The organism is Paraburkholderia acidipaludis NBRC 101816 (assembly GCF_000684975.1).
Lineage (GTDB): Bacteria > Pseudomonadota > Gammaproteobacteria > Burkholderiales > Burkholderiaceae > Paraburkholderia > Paraburkholderia acidipaludis.
Genome location: NZ_BAXZ01000038.1, coordinates 1 through 17,912, shown reverse-complemented (window position 1 = coordinate 17,912; position 17,912 = coordinate 1). Strand labels below are relative to the sequence as shown.

Genomic DNA, 17,912 nt, shown 5'->3' with positions numbered 1-17,912 from the left:
AGCGGCATGCGCAACGAAGAGACAGCCATTTCTGCGTCAGCAGCGGCGGAAAGTAATCCGTCCATGGTTGATCGCGTGGGCCGGGCAACCAGTTTTACACTCACTCAGCCATCTGCTCCGCCGGACGGTTGTTATCGCTGTCGTCAAGAAATCTATATTAGCTTCTTCTTCGATGGCTTCGGTCACAGCGTTAAAGGGGACTCCGCTCCCTCTAATATTGGTCGCCTATTTAATGCACATAAGGAAACAAAAAAGGAAGCAGGAATTTACTCACTCTACTACGAAGGCATGGGACGCCGCCTGTCAAAAGAAACAGTAGGGATAGCGGGCACACTGGCCGCCAACACTGTCAAGGAAGCGAAGGATGCGGTTACTGATTCAGTCAAAGATAGTATTGGCGACGCGCGTAAAGACGCCACGAGAGATTTCGCAAAGGAAGCAACGGGCGCCTACAGGACCGGTTCGAAGGGCGGTGTAAAGTCCGCGCTCGTTCACGCTCTCGAAAAATTCGGGGAAGGAGTCAAACCGGGTGCGATTCTAAAGAAGGTGGGGGCATCGGTCACGAGCGTGAAGACAATCATTCCTGTCATCGTACAGGCATCTGCTGATGCCATTCCCAGCGTCCGCGACATGGGGGCCCCGGCGGCGTGGCTTGGAACGGGTTTTGACGCACGTGTAGATCAGGCAAAGAGTGACTTTACGGATATCCTCAAGCAAGCTCGCAATGATCCCAGACCCATCAATTCGATTCGGATTTCGATGTTCGGCTTCGACCGGGGCGCGGTGGCCGCACGCAAATTCGCGAATGAATTGATCGAAAAAATCTGCAAAAAAGAGGGCGAAAAGATTACCTATCAAGGCGCCGACGTGCGGTTCGATTTCATGGGGCTGTTCGACAGCGTTTCGAGTGCCTACGGGGACAGTTTCTTCGCGAAAGCGGGAACGCAGTTGCTAACGGCGGCGGGGACGCTTGCCACTCCGGAAGCAGGGGGCGCGGGTGGGGTCGTGGTCCGGGTGGCGATCGAGGCGCTCAGCCAATTGGTCGCCCTCGCCAAACGCACGCTTGGCGAATACGACACGCCAGGCGAGTTTCGCAAGGTTGTCCACCACGTTGCTGCTACCGAACTGCGCTTCTACAAGCCGGTTGATTCCCCGCGCAACTCGAAAGAAGCAGGTAACTTGACTGAAGTCGTCTATCCCGGGAGTCAGGCCGATGTGGGCGGTGGTTTCGCGGATGGCGAAGATGGAAAGTCCGCCGAACTTGCGAAGGTGTCGGCGAGAAACATGCTTGACCAGGCGTGGGTCTGTGGTGTTCCTGTCTACCGAACGGAACAACTGAAAGAGCAGGGACTGCGAATCGCAGTGCGGGAATTCGAGTTTCAGAAGACAGTTAGCGTGAATGGAAAGACCGCTACCGTGAATGACCTTTTCAAGGCCTATGCCGCGCTATTGCCCGGCGGAAAAAGTTCTCTCGAGCATCAATTTCTTGCGCATCAGAAGTTGTTCGTTTCGTGGGCGCGTACGCTTCACGACCGGGCTGGAACATACAGCACCGGTAGCAATTTATTTGTTAATACGATCGACGCAGAGGTCTACAACAAGATATTCACGGATGCACCGACTCCCGATTACAACAGCCGGGCCGACTATTACAACGAAGCGGAGCAAGGGGTGCCGCCCGCTGACTTGATGGGGCAGAGGCACACCATCGATGACATTCGCGATCCGACGGCACGTGAGCTGGCAACCGCGTGGGTGAAGCCCGCTACCTTGTCACCGGAAGTGCTCGCATTCTTTGACAATTTTGTTCATAACACCATCACCAGGGCAAATAACGTCTCACTTGGTGATGGCGTGTTCCTGCAGTTGCGCACGATCGAAGAAAAAAGCAGCAAGGACCAGATAGTCGATAAGGCCAAGAACACGGCTGGCAAAGCGGCGAAGAAACTGCTTCCAGACCCTGACCAGATTCGTCAGGATCAACTGGGCAAGCTTCAGGATGCCGCATCCTGGGATCAGGGTTCACAGCGTTATCTTGACCCGCTGGGGCTAGGCTCAGCTGTTGGTAGCAGCTCTACGCTTAGCAATTTTTTCAAGGAGTGAAAATGATTGATCTGGTTCTCCTGGGCGATTCCACTGACCACGGCGGGAAAGTCATCACCGCCTCGAAGGCGATGAAATTCAGTGGCCGCTTTATCGCACGCAAGGGCGACGAAGTGTCGTGTCCACAACACGATATCAAACCTAATCTCATTATCGATGGCGATGAGACGATGAAGGACGACGGAGTACCGGTCGCCCGAAACGGCTATCGCGCGATGTGCGGTTGCCGCCTGATCTCCAGCCTCGTCTAAAGGCCGGACGATGCCGGTTGTCCTTCCCGTTTCGCAGAGGCAAGCATCGAACGAGCCTCGCCCACCGCGAGCTATCGTCTGGCTTGCGTTTTTCGTGGTCTTCATGCTTGCCGGCGTAATAGGTACGCTACTGACGTGGTCCAGGACGGAACCTACGGGCTCTGCATGGTTCTGGGTACAGCTGCTCGCGTTACCTGTGCTTGCATGGGCCCTTGTCTTTGGCTTGCGGTTGCACTACTACGACGAAGAGGTCGCAAGACTCATGGCTGAGGATGAAGTCCTGCAGGAAGATCGAGCCAAAGCAATTCGCTTCGCGAGTGAACCGCTTGCAGTTGTGGGATTGAGCTATCTGTGCGGCTTTGGTACTACTGAGGTCGCAGGGAAGATCGCCCGGGGCGAGACGGCACTTGTCGCAAAAACGTCGCAGAACGGAAAAGACGGAACACGTCACACTTCGTTGTCCTTGATCGACAGCGAAGACGGGAAGGGGCGCTACGGCCCTTGCTTCGAGAAGCTGCTGGCACGGATCGGTCCCGCAATCAAGGCACTTCCCAAGAACGTTGCGCTCGACGTACGTCTGCATTTACCCGAGAGCGAAGATAGGGATATGCATCTTCGCACGTGGCACCAATGCTGGTCGGATTCCGAACTACGGCGTGCGCCTGTAACGTTGCTCGCCACGAACCTAGGATTGATGGCACTGGACGAGTGGTTAGATATAAAGGGTGGCCCTACGCTTGAGCGCTTCGTTCTGTTCGTGTCAGCGCAGCTACACGATAAGCCGCCCGAGAACAGTGCGGAAGCCGCGGTGGCGCTTTTATTGGGATGGGCACCTCTGGTAGAACGATATGGACTTCGATCCTTGGCGATGTTGCATCGCCCCCTGGTGGTCGACACCACGGCGCTTGAATACAGCACCCAGCAGGCGCTGTTGTGGAGTAAATCGGCGGCGGCCGAAATTAGCGATCTCTGGCAAGCTGGACTGTCTGGGGAGGACAAAGGAGGGCTTCTTCAAACCGCATCGGGTGTGAAGCTGGCTCTCTCACAAACAGCAGAACTGACAGGCGTGCACGACATCGATACAGCGTTAGGCAATCCCGGGGCGTGTGCCGGATGGCTTGCGGCCGCGTTGGCAATCGAACATGCAGGAAAAACGGGGGGGCCACAACTCATGGCATGGCGTGCAGGTTCATTGTACTTCGCAGTCGCTAAGTCACTCGCACATTCAAAAGAACAAATGGAATTGAATGCATGAAGGTACGCAAGATCTTCGGCTACTGGATTATCGTGATCGCAGTGACGATTGCCGCTGCTCTGTTCGAATGGTTCAAAGGTTCGACAATCGACCCGTCTCCGGTTCGCCGGGTCCTGATTATCGTTTTGATCGGGGGGCTCGTGTTGGCGTTTCGTGCCCCTCTAGCCAGTGCGTGGAGTGTCGTGGCCAGGAATGCACCTGGTCGATCGAACACCCGGTACGAGCGCGATCCAATGGCGAGGATCGGCGCGGCACAAAAGAGGGATGAGGTCGATTTGAATGTCTCCCGCAGCACCAACCTTTGTGATGCACTGCGCGCCCGACATGGGGGGCGCTGGCGCTACCGTGAGCAGTGGGTGGTCATCGCGGGCGACGAGCCGCTCGTTACGCGTCTTGTGCCGGGACTCGTGGACACCTGCTACGCAATCACCGGCGATACTGTGCTGCTCTATGCGAAGCAGACCACCGACAAGCTCGACACCGCCTGGCTCGACCAGATTCGCCGGATGCGCAGTCGCCGCCCGATCGATGCGATCGTGGTGGTAACCGGTAATCGGGTTGTCGGCAAGACTCCATTTGACACAAACGCGCTGGCCCAACGCCTCGCCCGCCACGCCCGAGCCCTGCGATGGGCCGCGCCTGCATATCTGCTGAACGTGACAGATTTTGGCGCCGAGACGCAAAGTGCGGACGAACCGATAGGCGTGACCTGGGCGAACACGCGCGTGAATGCCGAGGAAATCCACGCCTCGCTGCAAGGCCTCGCACTTAATCTGGCGGACACAGGCGTCGCACGGGTTGCCGCGGACAATCGCGACCGCTATCCGGCCGAGCTCTCGCAACATATCGAGCGGCTCGGTAGCGCCTTGTCAGAACTTGTGCTGCAGACCGCGAATTCGCGTTACTGGCGTCAGACCGTGCACGGTCTGCTGTTTGCACCGCTCTTCAAGGAGCGCGAGTTCGCGCTACCCACAGCCGTGGAAAAGCTCAACGGCGAGGCAGACGAACAAGCGGAAACAGAAAGCGACCCCATCGCGCCACAACAGCGCTCGATCTGGCAAACGATTGCGGAGCACAGCCGAACAGTCCACGGTCGTCGCGTCGGTTTTTCGTTCTGGACAACGGCAGCGTGGACCGCAACAGCCGTGGTCGGCCTCTGGATCGTGGGCATGGCGGTTTCCACTTTCACGAATCGCGCCACGATCGGCAACGCAGCGGACACGCTCGCGAGACTCTCGGGCACCCAGGATCCTACGCAAGCCATGCAAATGCTCGACAGCCTCGACAAACAGATCGATACGCTCGAGACGCGTCAACGCGATGGCTCCCCATGGGTAACACGCTTTGGCCTGAACCACGACCGCGCACTGCTCGGTGCAATTTGGCCCGGCTACCAGAGTGCCGCAGCACGTGTTCTTGTCGACCCGATCCGCGAGAAGCTCGAGGAGCGGTTGCGCCAGCTCGCCTCGATGTCCGACGAGGAAATCGCAAGCGGTGGCAACGCGCAGGCTCAGGCGGCCTATGACACGCTCAAGGCCTACCTGATGCTCGCGAAGCCGGAACATGCTGCCGCGGTCTTTCTGACGTCGCAGCTCGTCGCAACGGAAGTGCCGGCGCGCCCGCTCAATTCGCCACTCTCGCCAGGCACATGGGAGGATCTGCGCCAGCACGCCATCGGATTCTTTGCGGATCACCTCGGACACAACGCTCCGGGAGCATCGACAGCCGCGATTAGCCCCGATGGCGGCCTCGTTGCCGCTACGCGCCAGACCATCATCGGCGTGCGCGGCATCCAGAACTCAACGGATGCGGTCTACGAACAGATCCTTGATGAGGCGAAGCCGAAATATCCGCCGGTATCTCTTGCCACGCTATTAGGCGACACCACGGGCCGGGGCCTGTTCAACACCACGCAGACGATACCAGGCGTGTTCACGCGCGACGCGTGGGAACAACGCATCGCGAAGGCGATCGACGAGGCGAGCGAGCAGGGCAATGTCGCGGGCGACTGGGTGCTCTCGGATGCGAAATCGGCGAATGCGGCGCCATCGACGTTGAGAGCTGCACTGCGTCAACGTTATTTCGACGACTACGCACGGGCATGGGAGCAGTTCCTCAACAGCCTGCGCTGGCAGTCTGCAACGACGCTCTCGGCCACGGCCGACCAGCTCACGCTGTTGGGGGATTCCCAACGCTCGCCTCTGGTCGCGCTGATGAACATGATCGTGTATCAGGCAGGCGCCGGCGCGGCAGCGCAATCGCTCTCCGATACGCTCATCAACAAGGCGCAGCAGCTTGTCGGGGCTGACCAGAAAGATCCGTCGAAGCAGGCGCAGCCCGAGCTCGCACCACTCGCGGGCGCTTTCGGGCCCATTCTGCGTCTCGCGGGCAGTGATCTTGCCTCTGCGATGCCGGCGCAGACCGGCAAGGCCGGCGCACAGATCGCGGCAACCGGCGACCTGAGCCTTGCGCGCTACCTCGAACGCGTGACGGCAATGCGCCTGAAAGTCGAGCAGATGCTGGCCGGCCCCGATACGGACGCCATGTCGCGCCTCGCGGCGCAGTCGGTGCTGCAGGGCCGGAGCTCGGATATCGCGGACAGCCGCGATTACGCGAGCCGCGTGGCCGCCAGCCTGGGCGAGCAGTGGGCGGGGTTCGGTGAGCTGTTCCAGGCGCCGCTCGACCAGACCTGGCAGGCCGTGGTGCAGCCCGCTGCGGCAAGCCTGAACGACATCTGGCGCACCTCGATCCTCGCTGACTGGAACCGGACCTTCGGCGGCCGCTATCCGTTTGCCGATTCGGAAAACGATGCGTCGTTGCCGGAGATGGCGCGCTTCATGCGCCCGGATAACGGCGTGATCACCCAGTTCGTCACGACGCAGCTGGCAGGCGTCGTCGAGCGCCAGGGCGATCACTGGGGCGCCGCGCAAGGTGCCGATCGCGGCTCGCTCAGGCTCGACCCGGCTTTTATCGACGGACTGAACCGGTTGATGCGGGTCTCGACGGTACTCTTCCCCTCGGGCGACGCACATATACGGTTCGATCTGCGCGGTGTCGCAACGCCTGGCATCACGGACATGCGGGTGGTGCTGCCGGGCAACGAACTGCACTACTTCAACCAGCGCGAGGAGTGGACGCCCTTCGAATGGCCGGGGCAGTCGCTGGAGAACCTCTCGCATATCGAATGGCAGACCGAGCAGGCGGGCCTGCGCTCATCCATGGAGGCGCAGGGGCGTTTCGGGCTGATCCGTCTGCTCGAGCGTGCGAAAGTTTTGCAGCAGGACAACGCACGTTACCTGCTTACCTGGACGCCGGACGCGAGCACGGGCCTTGCGCTCAGGGTCCAGTTGCGCGGCGAGGCGGGCGCAGGTCCGCTGGATGTGCTCCAGTTGCGCCACTTCGCGTTGCCCTCCCGCATCTTTGCCGCCGGCGGTGTGAAGTCCGCTTCCGGGTTGTCGGCCAACACGCCGCCACCGTTGCCGCCGGCCGCTATCGCAGCCGCCAGGCACGCAGCCATGCCACTGCCTCACGGTACCGTGCCGGAGGCCGAATGAAGCTCGGTGAACTCTTCCGCAGCCTCTTCCCGGCCCGCGAGGACGCCGGTGAACTGACGCGTGCGCGGCTTGATGCGTGGGCGGGGTGGTTGCAACCGCTTGTGGGCGGATCGGGTGTGGGACGCGATCCCGGTTACGAGGATGCTTTTTTTGCGCTCAGGGATGAGGCCGGCAAGCTCTCGGGAATCGACGAAAGCCTGATCACGCATTCCTGCGAGCAGTTGCTCAAGGAAACCGGCAAGGATCTGCGTCTGGCGGGCTACTACGCGTTTGCGAGAGTACGTCAGGATGGCCCGGCTGGTTTCGCGGACGCACTGGAACTCGCTGCCGCACTTGTCGAGCGGTTCGGGCAGGAAGTGCTGCCCGCGCGCGCCGAAGCGAAGAAGGGCGCGCTCGAGATGCTGGCGACGCCGCGCGTGCTTGAGTTGCTCGAAAGCCGCGGCGAGTTCGCGCCGCCAGATCTCGAACGCGCATTGGCCGCGCTCGACGTGCTTGTCACGCTCACACTCGCATGGCCTGAAGCGGTGCGACCGAATCTGCAGCCGCTGGTATCGAAGTTCGAGCACAAGGACGGGGCGGTACGCAGCGGCGATGCCGATTTGCCGCCGTCCTCCTCGCCGTCCCCGGCCCGCATGGCGGGCGGCGCCATCACGTCAACGCGCGACCTGCTGGAGCAGGCGCGTGCGATGGCCACGTGGCTGCGCGACCAGGAGCAGGGCTACCTGCCGTCCGTGCGCGTTGCGCGCTGCGTTCGCTGGGACACCCTGCATGAAGTGCCGCCAGCCGATGCCGCCTCGCATACACGGCTTGTTGCGCCGCGCCCGGAACTGCGCCAGCAGATGAAGCGCCTCGCACTGCAGAAACAATGGAACGAGCTGCTGGAGCGTGTCGAGGGTGCGTTCATGGAGGGCGTCAATCACCTCTGGTTCGACCTGCAGTACTTCCAGCACCTCGCGCTCGACAACGTCGGCGCGCCCTACAGCGCGTGGCGTGAGCTGCTGCGCGCTGACTTCGCGCTCTTCCTCGAGCGTCTTCCCGGCATCGAGCGCCTGTCGTTCAACGACGGCACTCCCTTCGCGGACGATACGACGCTCGAATGGATCGCCAGGCACGCGGTGGTGCGCGATCTCGAAGCGGGCGAGACGCTCGAACCCCTGCCGGTGTCGGCCAGCAGCGAAGAAGGCGGTGCGGGCGACTGGCCGGAGATCGAAGCACAGGCGAAAGATCTCGTTGTGCGCGAGGGTGTCGAAGCCGCCTTCGCCTGGCTCGAGGCGCTGCCCGGCATGAGGACGGAGCGGCACCGTTATCTGCAGCGATTCGTGATGGCGCGTCTTGCGCAAAATTCCGAACGCGCTGACACCGCCATGGCGCTGCTGCTCGAACTCGACGCATCAGCGAAAACACTGCCGCTTGCGCGCTGGGATCCGGCGCTGGTGTTCGAAGTGAAGCTCCAGTTGCTTCGGGCACTGAAGGCAACCAGCAACCGCAAGGACGCGGACAAGCCCGCACTTGCGCGCCGGATGGCTGAACTGCAGACAGAGCTTACGGTGCTCGAACCAGCCCGTGCACTGTCGCTGACTTTGTAACGACTGCCACGGTGGCGCAAACAACAGAAAATCAGAGATGGACGATCCAATCCTGCGTTACTACGAAGCCCAGATGCGCTACCTGCACGAATCCGGCAGGGAGTTTGCAAAGGCGCACCCCGATCGGGCACGCATGCTCAATCTCGACCGGGTGGGCGACCGCGATCCGTATGTCGAGCGCGTTCATGAGGGCTTCGCGTTCCTCGTCGGACGCCTGCAGCAGAAGCTCGACGACGAGCTGCCTGAACTCACGGAAGGACTGGTAAGCCTGCTGTGGCCGCACTATCTGCGGATGATTCCCTCGCTCTCGATCGCCGAGCTTGTCCCGCTTCGGGAAAAGCTCCAGCGAACCGAGGCGGTGCCCGCTGGCGTGCCGGTGCGCTCGGCGCCCATCGCCGTGCCGCAGACCAATGGCGCCGAGGGTACGACACCGGCTTCCGTACAGTGCCTTTACCGCACCACCCAGGCCGTCACGCTGCAGCCGGTTTCCATCGCGCAGTCAGGGCCCTCGGTGCGTCACGATGGCCGGTCCGTGATCCGGCTCGCCTTCGAACTCCAGCATTCGGCACGACGCGAGGAGACGGATCTCTCGCGCCTGCGCCTGCATCTGAGCGCCGACCTGCCGGTGGCGTTTGCCATGCACCTTGCACTCACGCGCCAGGTCGACGCGGTGCTATGGCGCATTCCAGAGGTACGGGACGGCGAAGCCGTGCCGCTGCCAGGCATCACGATCGAACCGGCCGGCTTCTCCACTGAGGAACGCCTGTGGCCCAAAGCCGACCCGGCGTTTTCCGGCTATCAGCTTCTGCTCGAGTACTTCTCGTTTCGAGACAAATTTCTCTTCGTCGATCTCTGCGGGCTGGACATTGCGAAGCTTCCCAAGGAGAGCACGCGCTTCGAGCTTGAAATCGTCCTCAAGGAAGCATATCCGTCGGATCTGCGCTTCACACGGGAGAATGTGCGCCTGTTCTGCTCTCCAGTCATCAACCTCTTCGAACTCGACGCCGAGCCCATCGAGATCAATCACCACGAAACGGAGTATCGCGTCGTACCGGCAGGTCACCACGGCGAGCATGTCGAAACGTATTCGGTCGACGCCATCTCCGCGTTCGATCACGAAACCGCGGAGCGCTACGAATACGTACCGTTTGCCACCTTCCGGCATCGTGGTGGCATGTTGCGTCATGAAGCGCCTGAGCGGTATTTCCACGCACGCGTGCGCCCGGGGGTATCCGGGCTCCATGAAACGTGGATCGTCCTTGGTGGCCACGCCTGGGAGACGATGGAGACGCTCCCCGAGGAAAGCCTGTCGCTGCGCGTGACCGGCACCAACGGCATGCTGCCACGCAAAGGTCTGCGCGAAGCCAACCTGAGTGAGCTTGCGGCGAGCACCCCGAACGTAACGGGCGTGCGCAATCTCGTCGCGCCGACCCTGCCGCTCTATCCGCCCACGGACGACCGGTACCAGTGGCGTGTGCTTTCGCACCTCGCGGCGAACTTCCTCTCGCTGATGAACGCTGAAGTGCTGCGCGGTGCGCTCGCGCTTTACGACTGGACCGACGACGAGCTGAACCGACGTCGTCTGGCCGGGATTCTCTGGGTGTCCGAAGAACTGCTCGAAGAGGTGTCGGGAGGCTCGGTCGAGCGTGGCGTGCTGATCGAGGTCACGCTCGACTCCCAGGCATTTGCCGGCGAAGGTGACGTGATGCTCTTTGGCGAGCTGTTGCACCGTTTCTTTGCGATGTACGCGGAAATCAATCTGTTTACAAAGCTCTCGATCGTGAGCCTGCCGTCGCAAAAACGCACGCTCTGGCCGCGCAGCAAGGCAGAACGCTCTCCACTATGAAACGAGAAGACTGTTCCAGGCTTGAGCCGCTGGTTGCCGCGCTGCTTGCGCGCGCGCCACAGATGAGCTTCATGCAGCTATGCCGGCTGCTCGAAGCACGCGCGCCGGAAGGTGCCGGACTGGGCACGCGCGATACCGCTGAACAGGAGCCCGTGCGTTTCGGATCTTGGCGACGTCCAGCGTTTCCGGCGGGGGAAATCGCGGCCGTCGAGTACGACGACAACGATGACGAATACGCTCCGCCGGCGCCGCCTGTCGTGCGTACGACCTTCATGGGCCTGTACGGCGTGGACGCGGCCATGCCGTCGCACCTCGTCGACGACATCGTTCTGCGCGAAGAAGGGCATGAGGTCGTCGAACGTTTTCTCGACCAGTACGATCATCGTCTTATCACGCTCCTGTACCGTGCATGGAAGAAATACCGCTACCCGGAAAGCTTCCTGCCGGGCGGGCGCGACCCGCATTCGCGGAACTTGTTGGCACTGGTCGGATTCGGTTGGGGCGACAAACCAGGACGTGCAGGTTTGCCGGACTGCCGCCTGCTCGCGTTGCTGGGCCTACTCGCCCAAAAGACCCGCACGCCTGAGGGCCTCGCAGGCGTGATCGCACTGGCCATCCCGGGTGCGCAGGTGCGCGTCGACGAGTTTTTCCCGGCGATGACCGGTATCGGACAGCCAAGGCCGATAACCTCGCAACCCGCGACGTCGGGCAATGGCAGCCAGCGCGGACTCGGAGGCGGCTACGTGCTTGGCAGGCGTCTTGCCTGGCGTGGCCGTGCCGCACGGGTCACGCTACGCCCCGATACCGCCGCCCAGGCGCACGACCTGCTACCCGGCGCCTGGCTGTATCGTGAGCTGATCGCTCTCCTCACGCTCTATGTGGGCCACAAGTCAGACGTTCATCTGCGCATGAAAGTGTCTTCGCGGATTGCCCCCTTGCCGGCGATCGGCACGACGCCTGAGGGCACCGCCCCGCGACTGGGGTGGACGACCGTGCTACCCGCTCAGGAGGAGCGCCTGATCCGGATTCCGCTCGGTGTGTATAAGGCCGTCCCCACACCGGCACCCAACCCCTATCTGAGCCCGCAACACGTATAACCCTGGAAACCCGAATGTTTATCCGTCTCATCCTTATTACCCTTGCCTCCGGGCTGATGCTCTCGGCCTGCGGCGCGTGGCAGACCGTGTCGGATGCGTCCTCGAGCGCGTATCACGCCGTGTTTTTCAAACAAGTGAAAGTGCTGAACATCGATCTGTCTGCACGCGATGCCCTGAACGCGGACGATGCCGGCCGGCCGACATCGGTCGCCGTGCGCGTGTACCAGCTCAAGGATCGCAAGCTCTTTGACCAAGCATCGTACGACGACCTTCTGAAGAACGACCGCACCGTGCTCGCGCAGGATCTGCAGGACAGCATGGCTGCGGTGCTCAACCCTGGCGCCTCGGCGAGCCTTTCGCAGCCGATGCAGACCGATACGAAGTACGTGGCTGTCGTAGCGTTGTACAGGCATCCTGGCAGCGGCACCGGCTGGAAATATGTGATCGAGAAGAAAAAGCTTGATGCGGACAAGCCGCTGAAGCTCAAACTGCTCGACCAGATCCTGCTTGCCGGTGACGAGTCCAGTGCGCAATCCGCGCGTTGAGAACCATAGCAATACGGCCGAAGAGGGGCGCGGGCAGGGTGAAAGGGCTAAAAGAGAGGATCGGCAGGTTGCGTACAGGCACAGACACAAGGCGTTGGACATACTGCGTAGTCGCTGCATACGCAGCATGTCTCGTTACCGGCTGCGGCGTGGTGCAAGCGGTAAGGGATGGCAGGCTCAATGTCTCGAAGTCATCCACCATGCCCCATGCGAAGACCATAACCTTCGATCTTGTGGCCAAGCCGCTCATTAACCCGGATCCCGACGGCCAGCCGCTCTCCGTGGTGGTACGGTTCTACCAGCTCAGGGACGTAACAACATTCGCAGAACTAACGTATGTGCAATTTCAGAGAAGCGACCAGAAGCTGCTAAAGGACGACCTGCTGACCACGAAAGATGTCGTACTGCGGCCAGGGGCAAGTACGAGCATGACCGAGTCGATGAACGAGGCGGCACAGGTCGTGGGGGTGATCGCGTTTTTCCGTGAACCCACCCGGGACAAAACCTGGAAACTCGCCATTCCGGGCGAGCGGTGGAAAGAAACCGATCCGGTGAGGATCGAGGCCGACGGTAACGAACTGAAGCTGGTCCAGACAGATCCCCCCAGGTGAAGCAGTGAACGCGTTGTGACGATCGAATCCCATCGCAACCATCTCGCGCTATGCGCCTCAATTACTTAAAGGAGAAATAGAAATGAAGAAACTGATCACGCGCGGCACGTGTGCGGGCGTCATGGCGCTGCTAGCCGCCTGCTCGAATCTGGATCGCAGCCACGAAATTGCGCTCAACCAGGCCACCGGCATCGAGGTCACGCAAGGCCCCGACGGCGTCCAGATGCGCCTGCCCGAAAAAGTCCTGTTCGACTTCGACCAATCCACACTGCGCACCGATGCCGCTCCTGCGCTCGCGCGCGCTATCGTGCTGCTCAAACGCAGCGACAAGCCGGTCGTCATTGAAGGGCATACGGATAATGTCGGCACGCACGACTACAACATGCAGTTGTCCGAAGCGCGCGCGAAAACCGTCGCCGACGCGCTCGAAGAGCGCGGCATGCCGCCGTCGCGGATCACGACGAAAGGCTTCGCGTACGACCGCCCGGTGGCGGACAACGACACGCCCGAAGGCCAGGCGAAGAACCGGCGCACAGAAATCGTGATCGTCGGCGAGTCGGAGACTCGCATCATGGGCAGGTGAGCAGACCCGCCAGCCCGCCGCTCGCCCAGCCGGCAATTCCAGAGCATCTTGACAAATTCTGACTTTGCAGCTATTGTTGAATTCAACAATGCCTCCCCGGAGCCCGCCGCGATGGACCACTACACGCCGAAGAACTTCATGCTCACCGAAAGCGTGGGGTTCGCGCTCACGAAGGCGCGTAACCTGATCACATCGGAGATGGATGCGGCGCTGAAGGACCTCGACATCACGAGCCCGCAAATGGGCATTCTGCTGTCGATCAGCAGGGGCATCGCCACGACGCCCTACGGTCTTTCGAAGCTCCTCAGCGTCGATACGGGTCTGATGACGCGCCTGCTCGACAAGCTGGAAGACAAGGGGCTCGTCGAGCGCTCGCGCTGCGCTGAGGATCGCCGGGTGGTGAACCTCGCGCTGACGACAGAGGGCCAGGCCGTGGCCGCGCAGATTCCGCACATCGCGCCGAAGGTGCTGAACGCGCGGCTGCGCAAATTCACCAAAGCCGAATTCGACGAACTACGCAGGCTGCTGGGCAAATTTATCGGCGAGTGAAGGGTGCGATGGTGAGGCGGCAAGCAGGACGCCTCGCCGCTTATTTCAACCGCCCGGCCAGAAACTGCTGCAATCGCTCGCTGCGTGGCGCATTCAACACCTCGCGCGGGTCGCCTTGCTCCTCGATCCTTCCGTGGTGCAGAAAGACGACGTGATTCGAGACGTTGCGCGCGAACCCCATTTCGTGCGTGACGACAATCATCGTGCGGCCTTCTTCCGCGAGCGCCTGCATCACTCTTAGCACCTCGCCGACCAGTTCGGGGTCGAGCGCCGAGGTGGGCTCGTCGAACAGCATCACTTCGGGCTCCATCGCCAGCGCACGGGCAATCGCCACGCGCTGCTGCTGACCGCCGGACAGATGCGACGGGTACTTGTGCTCGACGCCCGCCGAAAGACCCACTTTGGTCAGGTATTTGCGGGCGCGGGCCTCGGCTTCCTCGCGGCTCAGGCCCAATACGCTCACAGGCGCTTCGATGATGTTCTCGAGCACATTCATGTGTGCCCACAGATTGAAATGCTGGAACACCATCGAGAGGCGCGTGCGCATCGCCCGCAGTTGCTTCGGGTCGCTCACGCGCAGCGAACCGCCGCGGTCGGGGCTCGTGCGAATTTCCTCGCCGTTCACGGTAATGCGCCCCGAGCAGGGCGATTCGAGAAAATTGATGCAACGCAGGAACGTGCTCTTGCCCGAGCCGCTCGACCCGATCAGGCTGATCACGTCGCCGGCTTTCGCCTTGAGCGATACGCCCTTCAATACCTCGTTCTCGCCGAACTTCTTGTGCAGGTCGTCGACAATCAGCTTGTACATGCTCAATACACTCCATCAGGACCAACAGCGCGTCAGTGCCCTTGCGGTTTCAGGTAGGCCAGCATGCGGGTTTCCATGCGGCGGAATGCCCAGATCAGGGCGAAGACGATCGACGCATACAGCACGGCCGCAATGCCGTAGGCCTGAAACGTCATGTAAGTGGCGGAGTTCGCATCGCGCGCCACTTTCAGGATGTCGGGCACGGTGGCGGTGAAGGCAAGCGTCGTGGCGTGCAGCATCAGGATCACTTCGTTGCTGTACGCGGGCAGGGCGCGCCGCAGCGCGGAGGGCAGGATGATGCGCGTATAGAGCTTCGTTTTCGGCATGCCGTAAGCCAGTGCCGCCTCGATCTCGCCGTATGAGGTCTCGCGAATCGCGCCGGCAAAGATCTCGGTGGCGTAGGCGCACTCGTTCAGCGTGAAGGAGAGCAGCGTGCAGTTCATGGCACTGCGAAAGAACTCGCCGAGCAGTTCGTGTGTATGGACGTAGTGCAGGCTATAGAGGCCGGTATAGCAGAGCAGCAACTGGACATAGAGCGGGGTGCCGCGAAACACATACGTATAGAGCCAGACCGGGCGCGAAATCCAGGGGTTGCGCGATGCGCGCGCGATGGCGAGCGGCACGGCAAGCGCAAAGCCGAGCACGATCGAAACGACCAGCAACCAGAGCGTGATGACGAGGCCGCTGTAGTTGAAGCCGTCGCTGTACAGATAGTTGGGCCAGTATTGCCGAAGGAGTTCGATCACAGCGCGGCCCTCCGCACACCGGTCGAGTAGCGCTTCTCGAGGCGGTGCAATACCAGGTTGGAAACGGTGGTGATCGCGAGATAGATCGCACCGGTGATGAGCGTGAAAAAGAAAAACGCCTGCGTGGCCTTGCCGGCGTCCTGCGCGGCCTTCACGACGTCGGCGAGACCGATGATCGAAACGAGCGCCGTGGCCTTCACGAGCACCTGCCAGTTGTTGCCGATGCCAGGCAGTGCGTAGCGCATCATCTGCGGAAACAGGATGCGCGTGAATACGCGCGCGGGGCTCATGCCATAGGCAAAGCCGGCCTCGATCTGCCCGCGCGGCACCGCGAGGAACGCGCCGCGGAAGGTTTCGGTGAAGTACGCGCCGTAGATGAAGCCGAGCGTGATGACGCCGGCCACGAACGGGTCGATGTCGATCTGGTCCATGCCGAGCATGTCGGTCAGGTTGTTCAGCCAGATCTGGATGCTATAGAACAGCAGCAGCATCAGCACGAGATCGGGTACCGCGCGAATCAGCGTCGTATAGAGGGTGCCGATGCGCGAGACCACGCGATTGGGCGAAAGCTTCGCCGCGGCGCCGGCGAGACCCAGCAGGAATGCCGCGGCGAGCGAAAGCACCGCGAGCTTGATGGTTTCCCACGTGCCCGCGAGGAGCAGCGGGCCGAAGCCTTGAAAAAGCATGGATGGGGTCCTCGATTACAGGGCCGGTGCCGCACTGGCATGCGGCACCTTTGATGCAGACGCAGATTCGGACGCAGACGGCAGGGCTCAACCGCCGTAGACGTCGAAGTCGAAGTACTTCGATTCGATCTTCTTGTACGTGCCGTCCTTGATCATGTCGGCGATCGTCTTGTCGATTTTGGCCTTCAGGTCGGCATCGTCCTTGCGCAGGCCGATGGCGGCCGCGCCGGTCGGGATTTCCGGACCGGCGAATGCGAAGTCGGCGCCGCGCGGCGTCTTGAGGAAACCGAGGTCGGCCTGGATTTCGTCCTGCAGCGCGGCGTCAAGGCGTCCCGACTGCAGATCCAGGTAGACCTGATCCTGGTTCTGATAGGGCACGACGTTGACACCCTTGGGTGCCCAGTTCTCCTTGGCGTAGGTTTCCTGGATCGAGCCTTGCTCGACGCCCACCGTCTTGCCCTTGAGCGACGCGACGGTCGGCTGGAGGACCGAACCCTTCTTCGCGACGAGACGCGTGGGCGTGTTGAACAGTTTCGACGAGAAGGCGATCTGCTCTTCGCGCTGCGGGGTGATCGTCAGCGCGGAGAGCACGCCGTCGAACTTCTTCGCCTTGAGGCCGGGAATCATGCCGTCGAAGTCCTGCTCGACCCACACGCACCTGGCGTTCATACGCCGGCAAATCTCGTTGCCGAGGTCGATGTCGAAACCGACGAGCTTGCCGTCGGCTGCCTTCGATTCGAACGGTGCGTAGCTCGCGTCCGTACCGAAACGGATGGTGGACCAGTCTTTCGCATAAGCACCACCAGCCGCGAGGGCAAGGGCGACGCACAAGGCAAGTTTCTTCATGAAGTCTCCGGAGGGGATTGTCGACACAGCATCAAGTTGTCTATACAAATTAACGGCACTCTCGGAGACCAACAATCGGTGTTATTACCGAGGCAGACACCCGCTCCACAATCGAAAGCCCGCGTAACACAAGCGTCAGGAATACATCGTGCGGGTATACACGGAGCCGCTTTTACTTGTCTATACAAGCTCGATTCTGTAATCTGCCAGTCACCTTGTCCAGACAACTCGATCGCCATGATTAAACTGACTCCCGGCCACCTGACCCTGCCCCAACTGCGCCAGATTGCCCGCGCAACCGACGCAAACGCCGTCAAACTCGAACTCGATCCAGCAAGCTTCGCTGCCATCGACGCGTGCGCACGCGCCGTTGCCGAAATCACGGCGAAGGGCGAGCCCGCTTACGGCATCAATACCGGATTTGGCCGCCTCGCAAGCACCCATATTCCGACCGACCAGCTCGAACTGCTGCAGCGCAATCTCGTGCTCTCGCACGCCGTGGGCGTGGGCGAGCCGATGGCGCGCCCGGTCGTGCGCCTCTTGATGGCGCTGAAGCTTTCGAGCCTCGGGCGCGGCCACTCGGGCATTCGCCGCGAGGTGATGAATGCGCTCGTCGCGCTCTTCAACGCCGACGTGCTGCCGGTGATTCCGGTGAAGGGCTCCGTGGGCGCCTCGGGCGACCTCGCGCCGCTCGCACATATGTCCGCCGTGCTGCTTGGTGTGGGCGAAGTGTTTGCGAAGGGCGAGCGTATGAACGCGGTAGAGGGTCTGCGACTCGTCGGCCTCAAGCCGCTCTCGTTGCAAGCCAAGGAAGGTCTCGCACTCCTGAACGGCACGCAGGCCTCC

At 61.5% G+C, this 17,912-nt stretch carries 16 protein-coding genes; 12 read left to right on the top strand and 4 right to left on the bottom strand.

Annotated elements, in window-relative coordinates:
* Positions 1–6 precede the first annotated feature (6 nt).
* From BAC01S_RS33060 to BAC01S_RS28830, 11 genes are all read left to right on the top strand, one after another.
* Complete coding sequence (locus BAC01S_RS33060; RefSeq protein ID WP_084168972.1) at positions 7–2,103, top strand: phospholipase effector Tle1 domain-containing protein; 2,097 nt, start codon at positions 7–9, stop codon at positions 2,101–2,103.
* A gap of 2 nt (positions 2,104–2,105) precedes the next feature.
* On the top strand, positions 2,106–2,354 hold the full coding sequence (locus BAC01S_RS28875) for a PAAR domain-containing protein (protein WP_027797870.1): 249 nt from the start codon (positions 2,106–2,108) through the stop codon (positions 2,352–2,354).
* 262 nt (positions 2,355–2,616) lie between these two features.
* The gene (locus BAC01S_RS33055) at positions 2,617–3,609 is read left to right on the top strand and encodes a hypothetical protein (RefSeq protein WP_245616730.1); all 993 of its coding nucleotides are present in this window, start codon (positions 2,617–2,619) and stop codon (positions 3,607–3,609) included.
* Positions 3,606–7,163 (top strand): ImcF-related family protein, encoded by a 3,558-nt coding sequence (locus BAC01S_RS28865; protein WP_027797869.1) that lies wholly within the window; start codon positions 3,606–3,608, stop codon positions 7,161–7,163. Before BAC01S_RS33055 ends, BAC01S_RS28865 begins: the two co-directional genes overlap by 4 nt.
* Complete coding sequence (gene tssA / locus BAC01S_RS28860) at positions 7,160–8,749, top strand: type VI secretion system protein TssA (protein WP_027797868.1); 1,590 nt, start codon at positions 7,160–7,162, stop codon at positions 8,747–8,749. Before BAC01S_RS28865 ends, tssA begins: the two co-directional genes overlap by 4 nt.
* Before the next feature lie 37 nt (positions 8,750–8,786).
* On the top strand, positions 8,787–10,595 hold the full coding sequence (gene tssF, locus BAC01S_RS28855; protein ID WP_027797867.1) for a type VI secretion system baseplate subunit TssF: 1,809 nt from the start codon (positions 8,787–8,789) through the stop codon (positions 10,593–10,595).
* The gene (gene tssG / locus BAC01S_RS28850; RefSeq protein ID WP_043204092.1) at positions 10,592–11,692 is read left to right on the top strand and encodes a type VI secretion system baseplate subunit TssG; all 1,101 of its coding nucleotides are present in this window, start codon (positions 10,592–10,594) and stop codon (positions 11,690–11,692) included. Before tssF ends, tssG begins: the two co-directional genes overlap by 4 nt.
* A 14-nt stretch (positions 11,693–11,706) precedes the next feature.
* Entirely contained in the window at positions 11,707–12,237 is a 531-nt protein-coding gene (tssJ, locus tag BAC01S_RS28845; protein WP_027797865.1) for a type VI secretion system lipoprotein TssJ, read from the top strand.
* A 38-nt stretch (positions 12,238–12,275) separates the two neighbouring features.
* Entirely contained in the window at positions 12,276–12,848 is a 573-nt protein-coding gene (gene tssJ / locus BAC01S_RS33050) for a type VI secretion system lipoprotein TssJ (protein WP_281175954.1), read from the top strand.
* Positions 12,849–12,930: 82 nt separating this feature from the next.
* Positions 12,931–13,431 carry an OmpA family protein gene (locus BAC01S_RS28835; protein ID WP_027797864.1) on the top strand — a complete coding sequence of 167 codons (501 nt, stop codon included), beginning with the start codon at positions 12,931–12,933 and terminating at the stop codon, positions 13,429–13,431.
* Between the two features lie 111 nt (positions 13,432–13,542).
* Positions 13,543–13,980 carry a MarR family winged helix-turn-helix transcriptional regulator gene (locus BAC01S_RS28830; RefSeq protein WP_027797863.1) on the top strand — a complete coding sequence of 146 codons (438 nt, stop codon included), beginning with the start codon at positions 13,543–13,545 and terminating at the stop codon, positions 13,978–13,980.
* 40 nt (positions 13,981–14,020) lie between these two features.
* Here the strand turns inward: BAC01S_RS28830 and BAC01S_RS28825 are convergent, their stop codons facing one another.
* The 4 genes from BAC01S_RS28825 to BAC01S_RS28810 all read right to left on the bottom strand — a co-directional run bounded on the left by BAC01S_RS28825 (position 14,021) and on the right by BAC01S_RS28810 (position 17,066).
* The gene (locus tag BAC01S_RS28825) at positions 14,021–14,788 is read right to left on the bottom strand and encodes an ABC transporter ATP-binding protein (protein ID WP_027797862.1); all 768 of its coding nucleotides are present in this window, start codon (positions 14,786–14,788) and stop codon (positions 14,021–14,023) included.
* 32 nt (positions 14,789–14,820) lie between these two features.
* Positions 14,821–15,534 (bottom strand): ABC transporter permease, encoded by a 714-nt coding sequence (locus BAC01S_RS28820; RefSeq protein ID WP_027797861.1) that lies wholly within the window; start codon positions 15,532–15,534, stop codon positions 14,821–14,823.
* On the bottom strand, positions 15,531–16,220 hold the full coding sequence (locus BAC01S_RS28815) for an ABC transporter permease (RefSeq protein WP_027797860.1): 690 nt from the start codon (positions 16,218–16,220) through the stop codon (positions 15,531–15,533). The genes BAC01S_RS28820 and BAC01S_RS28815 overlap by 4 nt, the downstream gene beginning before the upstream one ends.
* 87 nt (positions 16,221–16,307) lie before the next feature.
* A complete protein-coding gene (locus BAC01S_RS28810) occupies positions 16,308–17,066 on the bottom strand; it encodes an ABC transporter substrate-binding protein (protein WP_027797859.1) in 759 nt (252 codons plus the stop codon).
* A gap of 237 nt (positions 17,067–17,303) precedes the next feature.
* Here BAC01S_RS28810 and BAC01S_RS28805 point away from each other — a divergent pair.
* On the top strand, positions 17,304–17,912 hold a 609-nt coding region (locus BAC01S_RS28805; RefSeq protein WP_027797858.1), incomplete at its 3' end, for an aromatic amino acid lyase.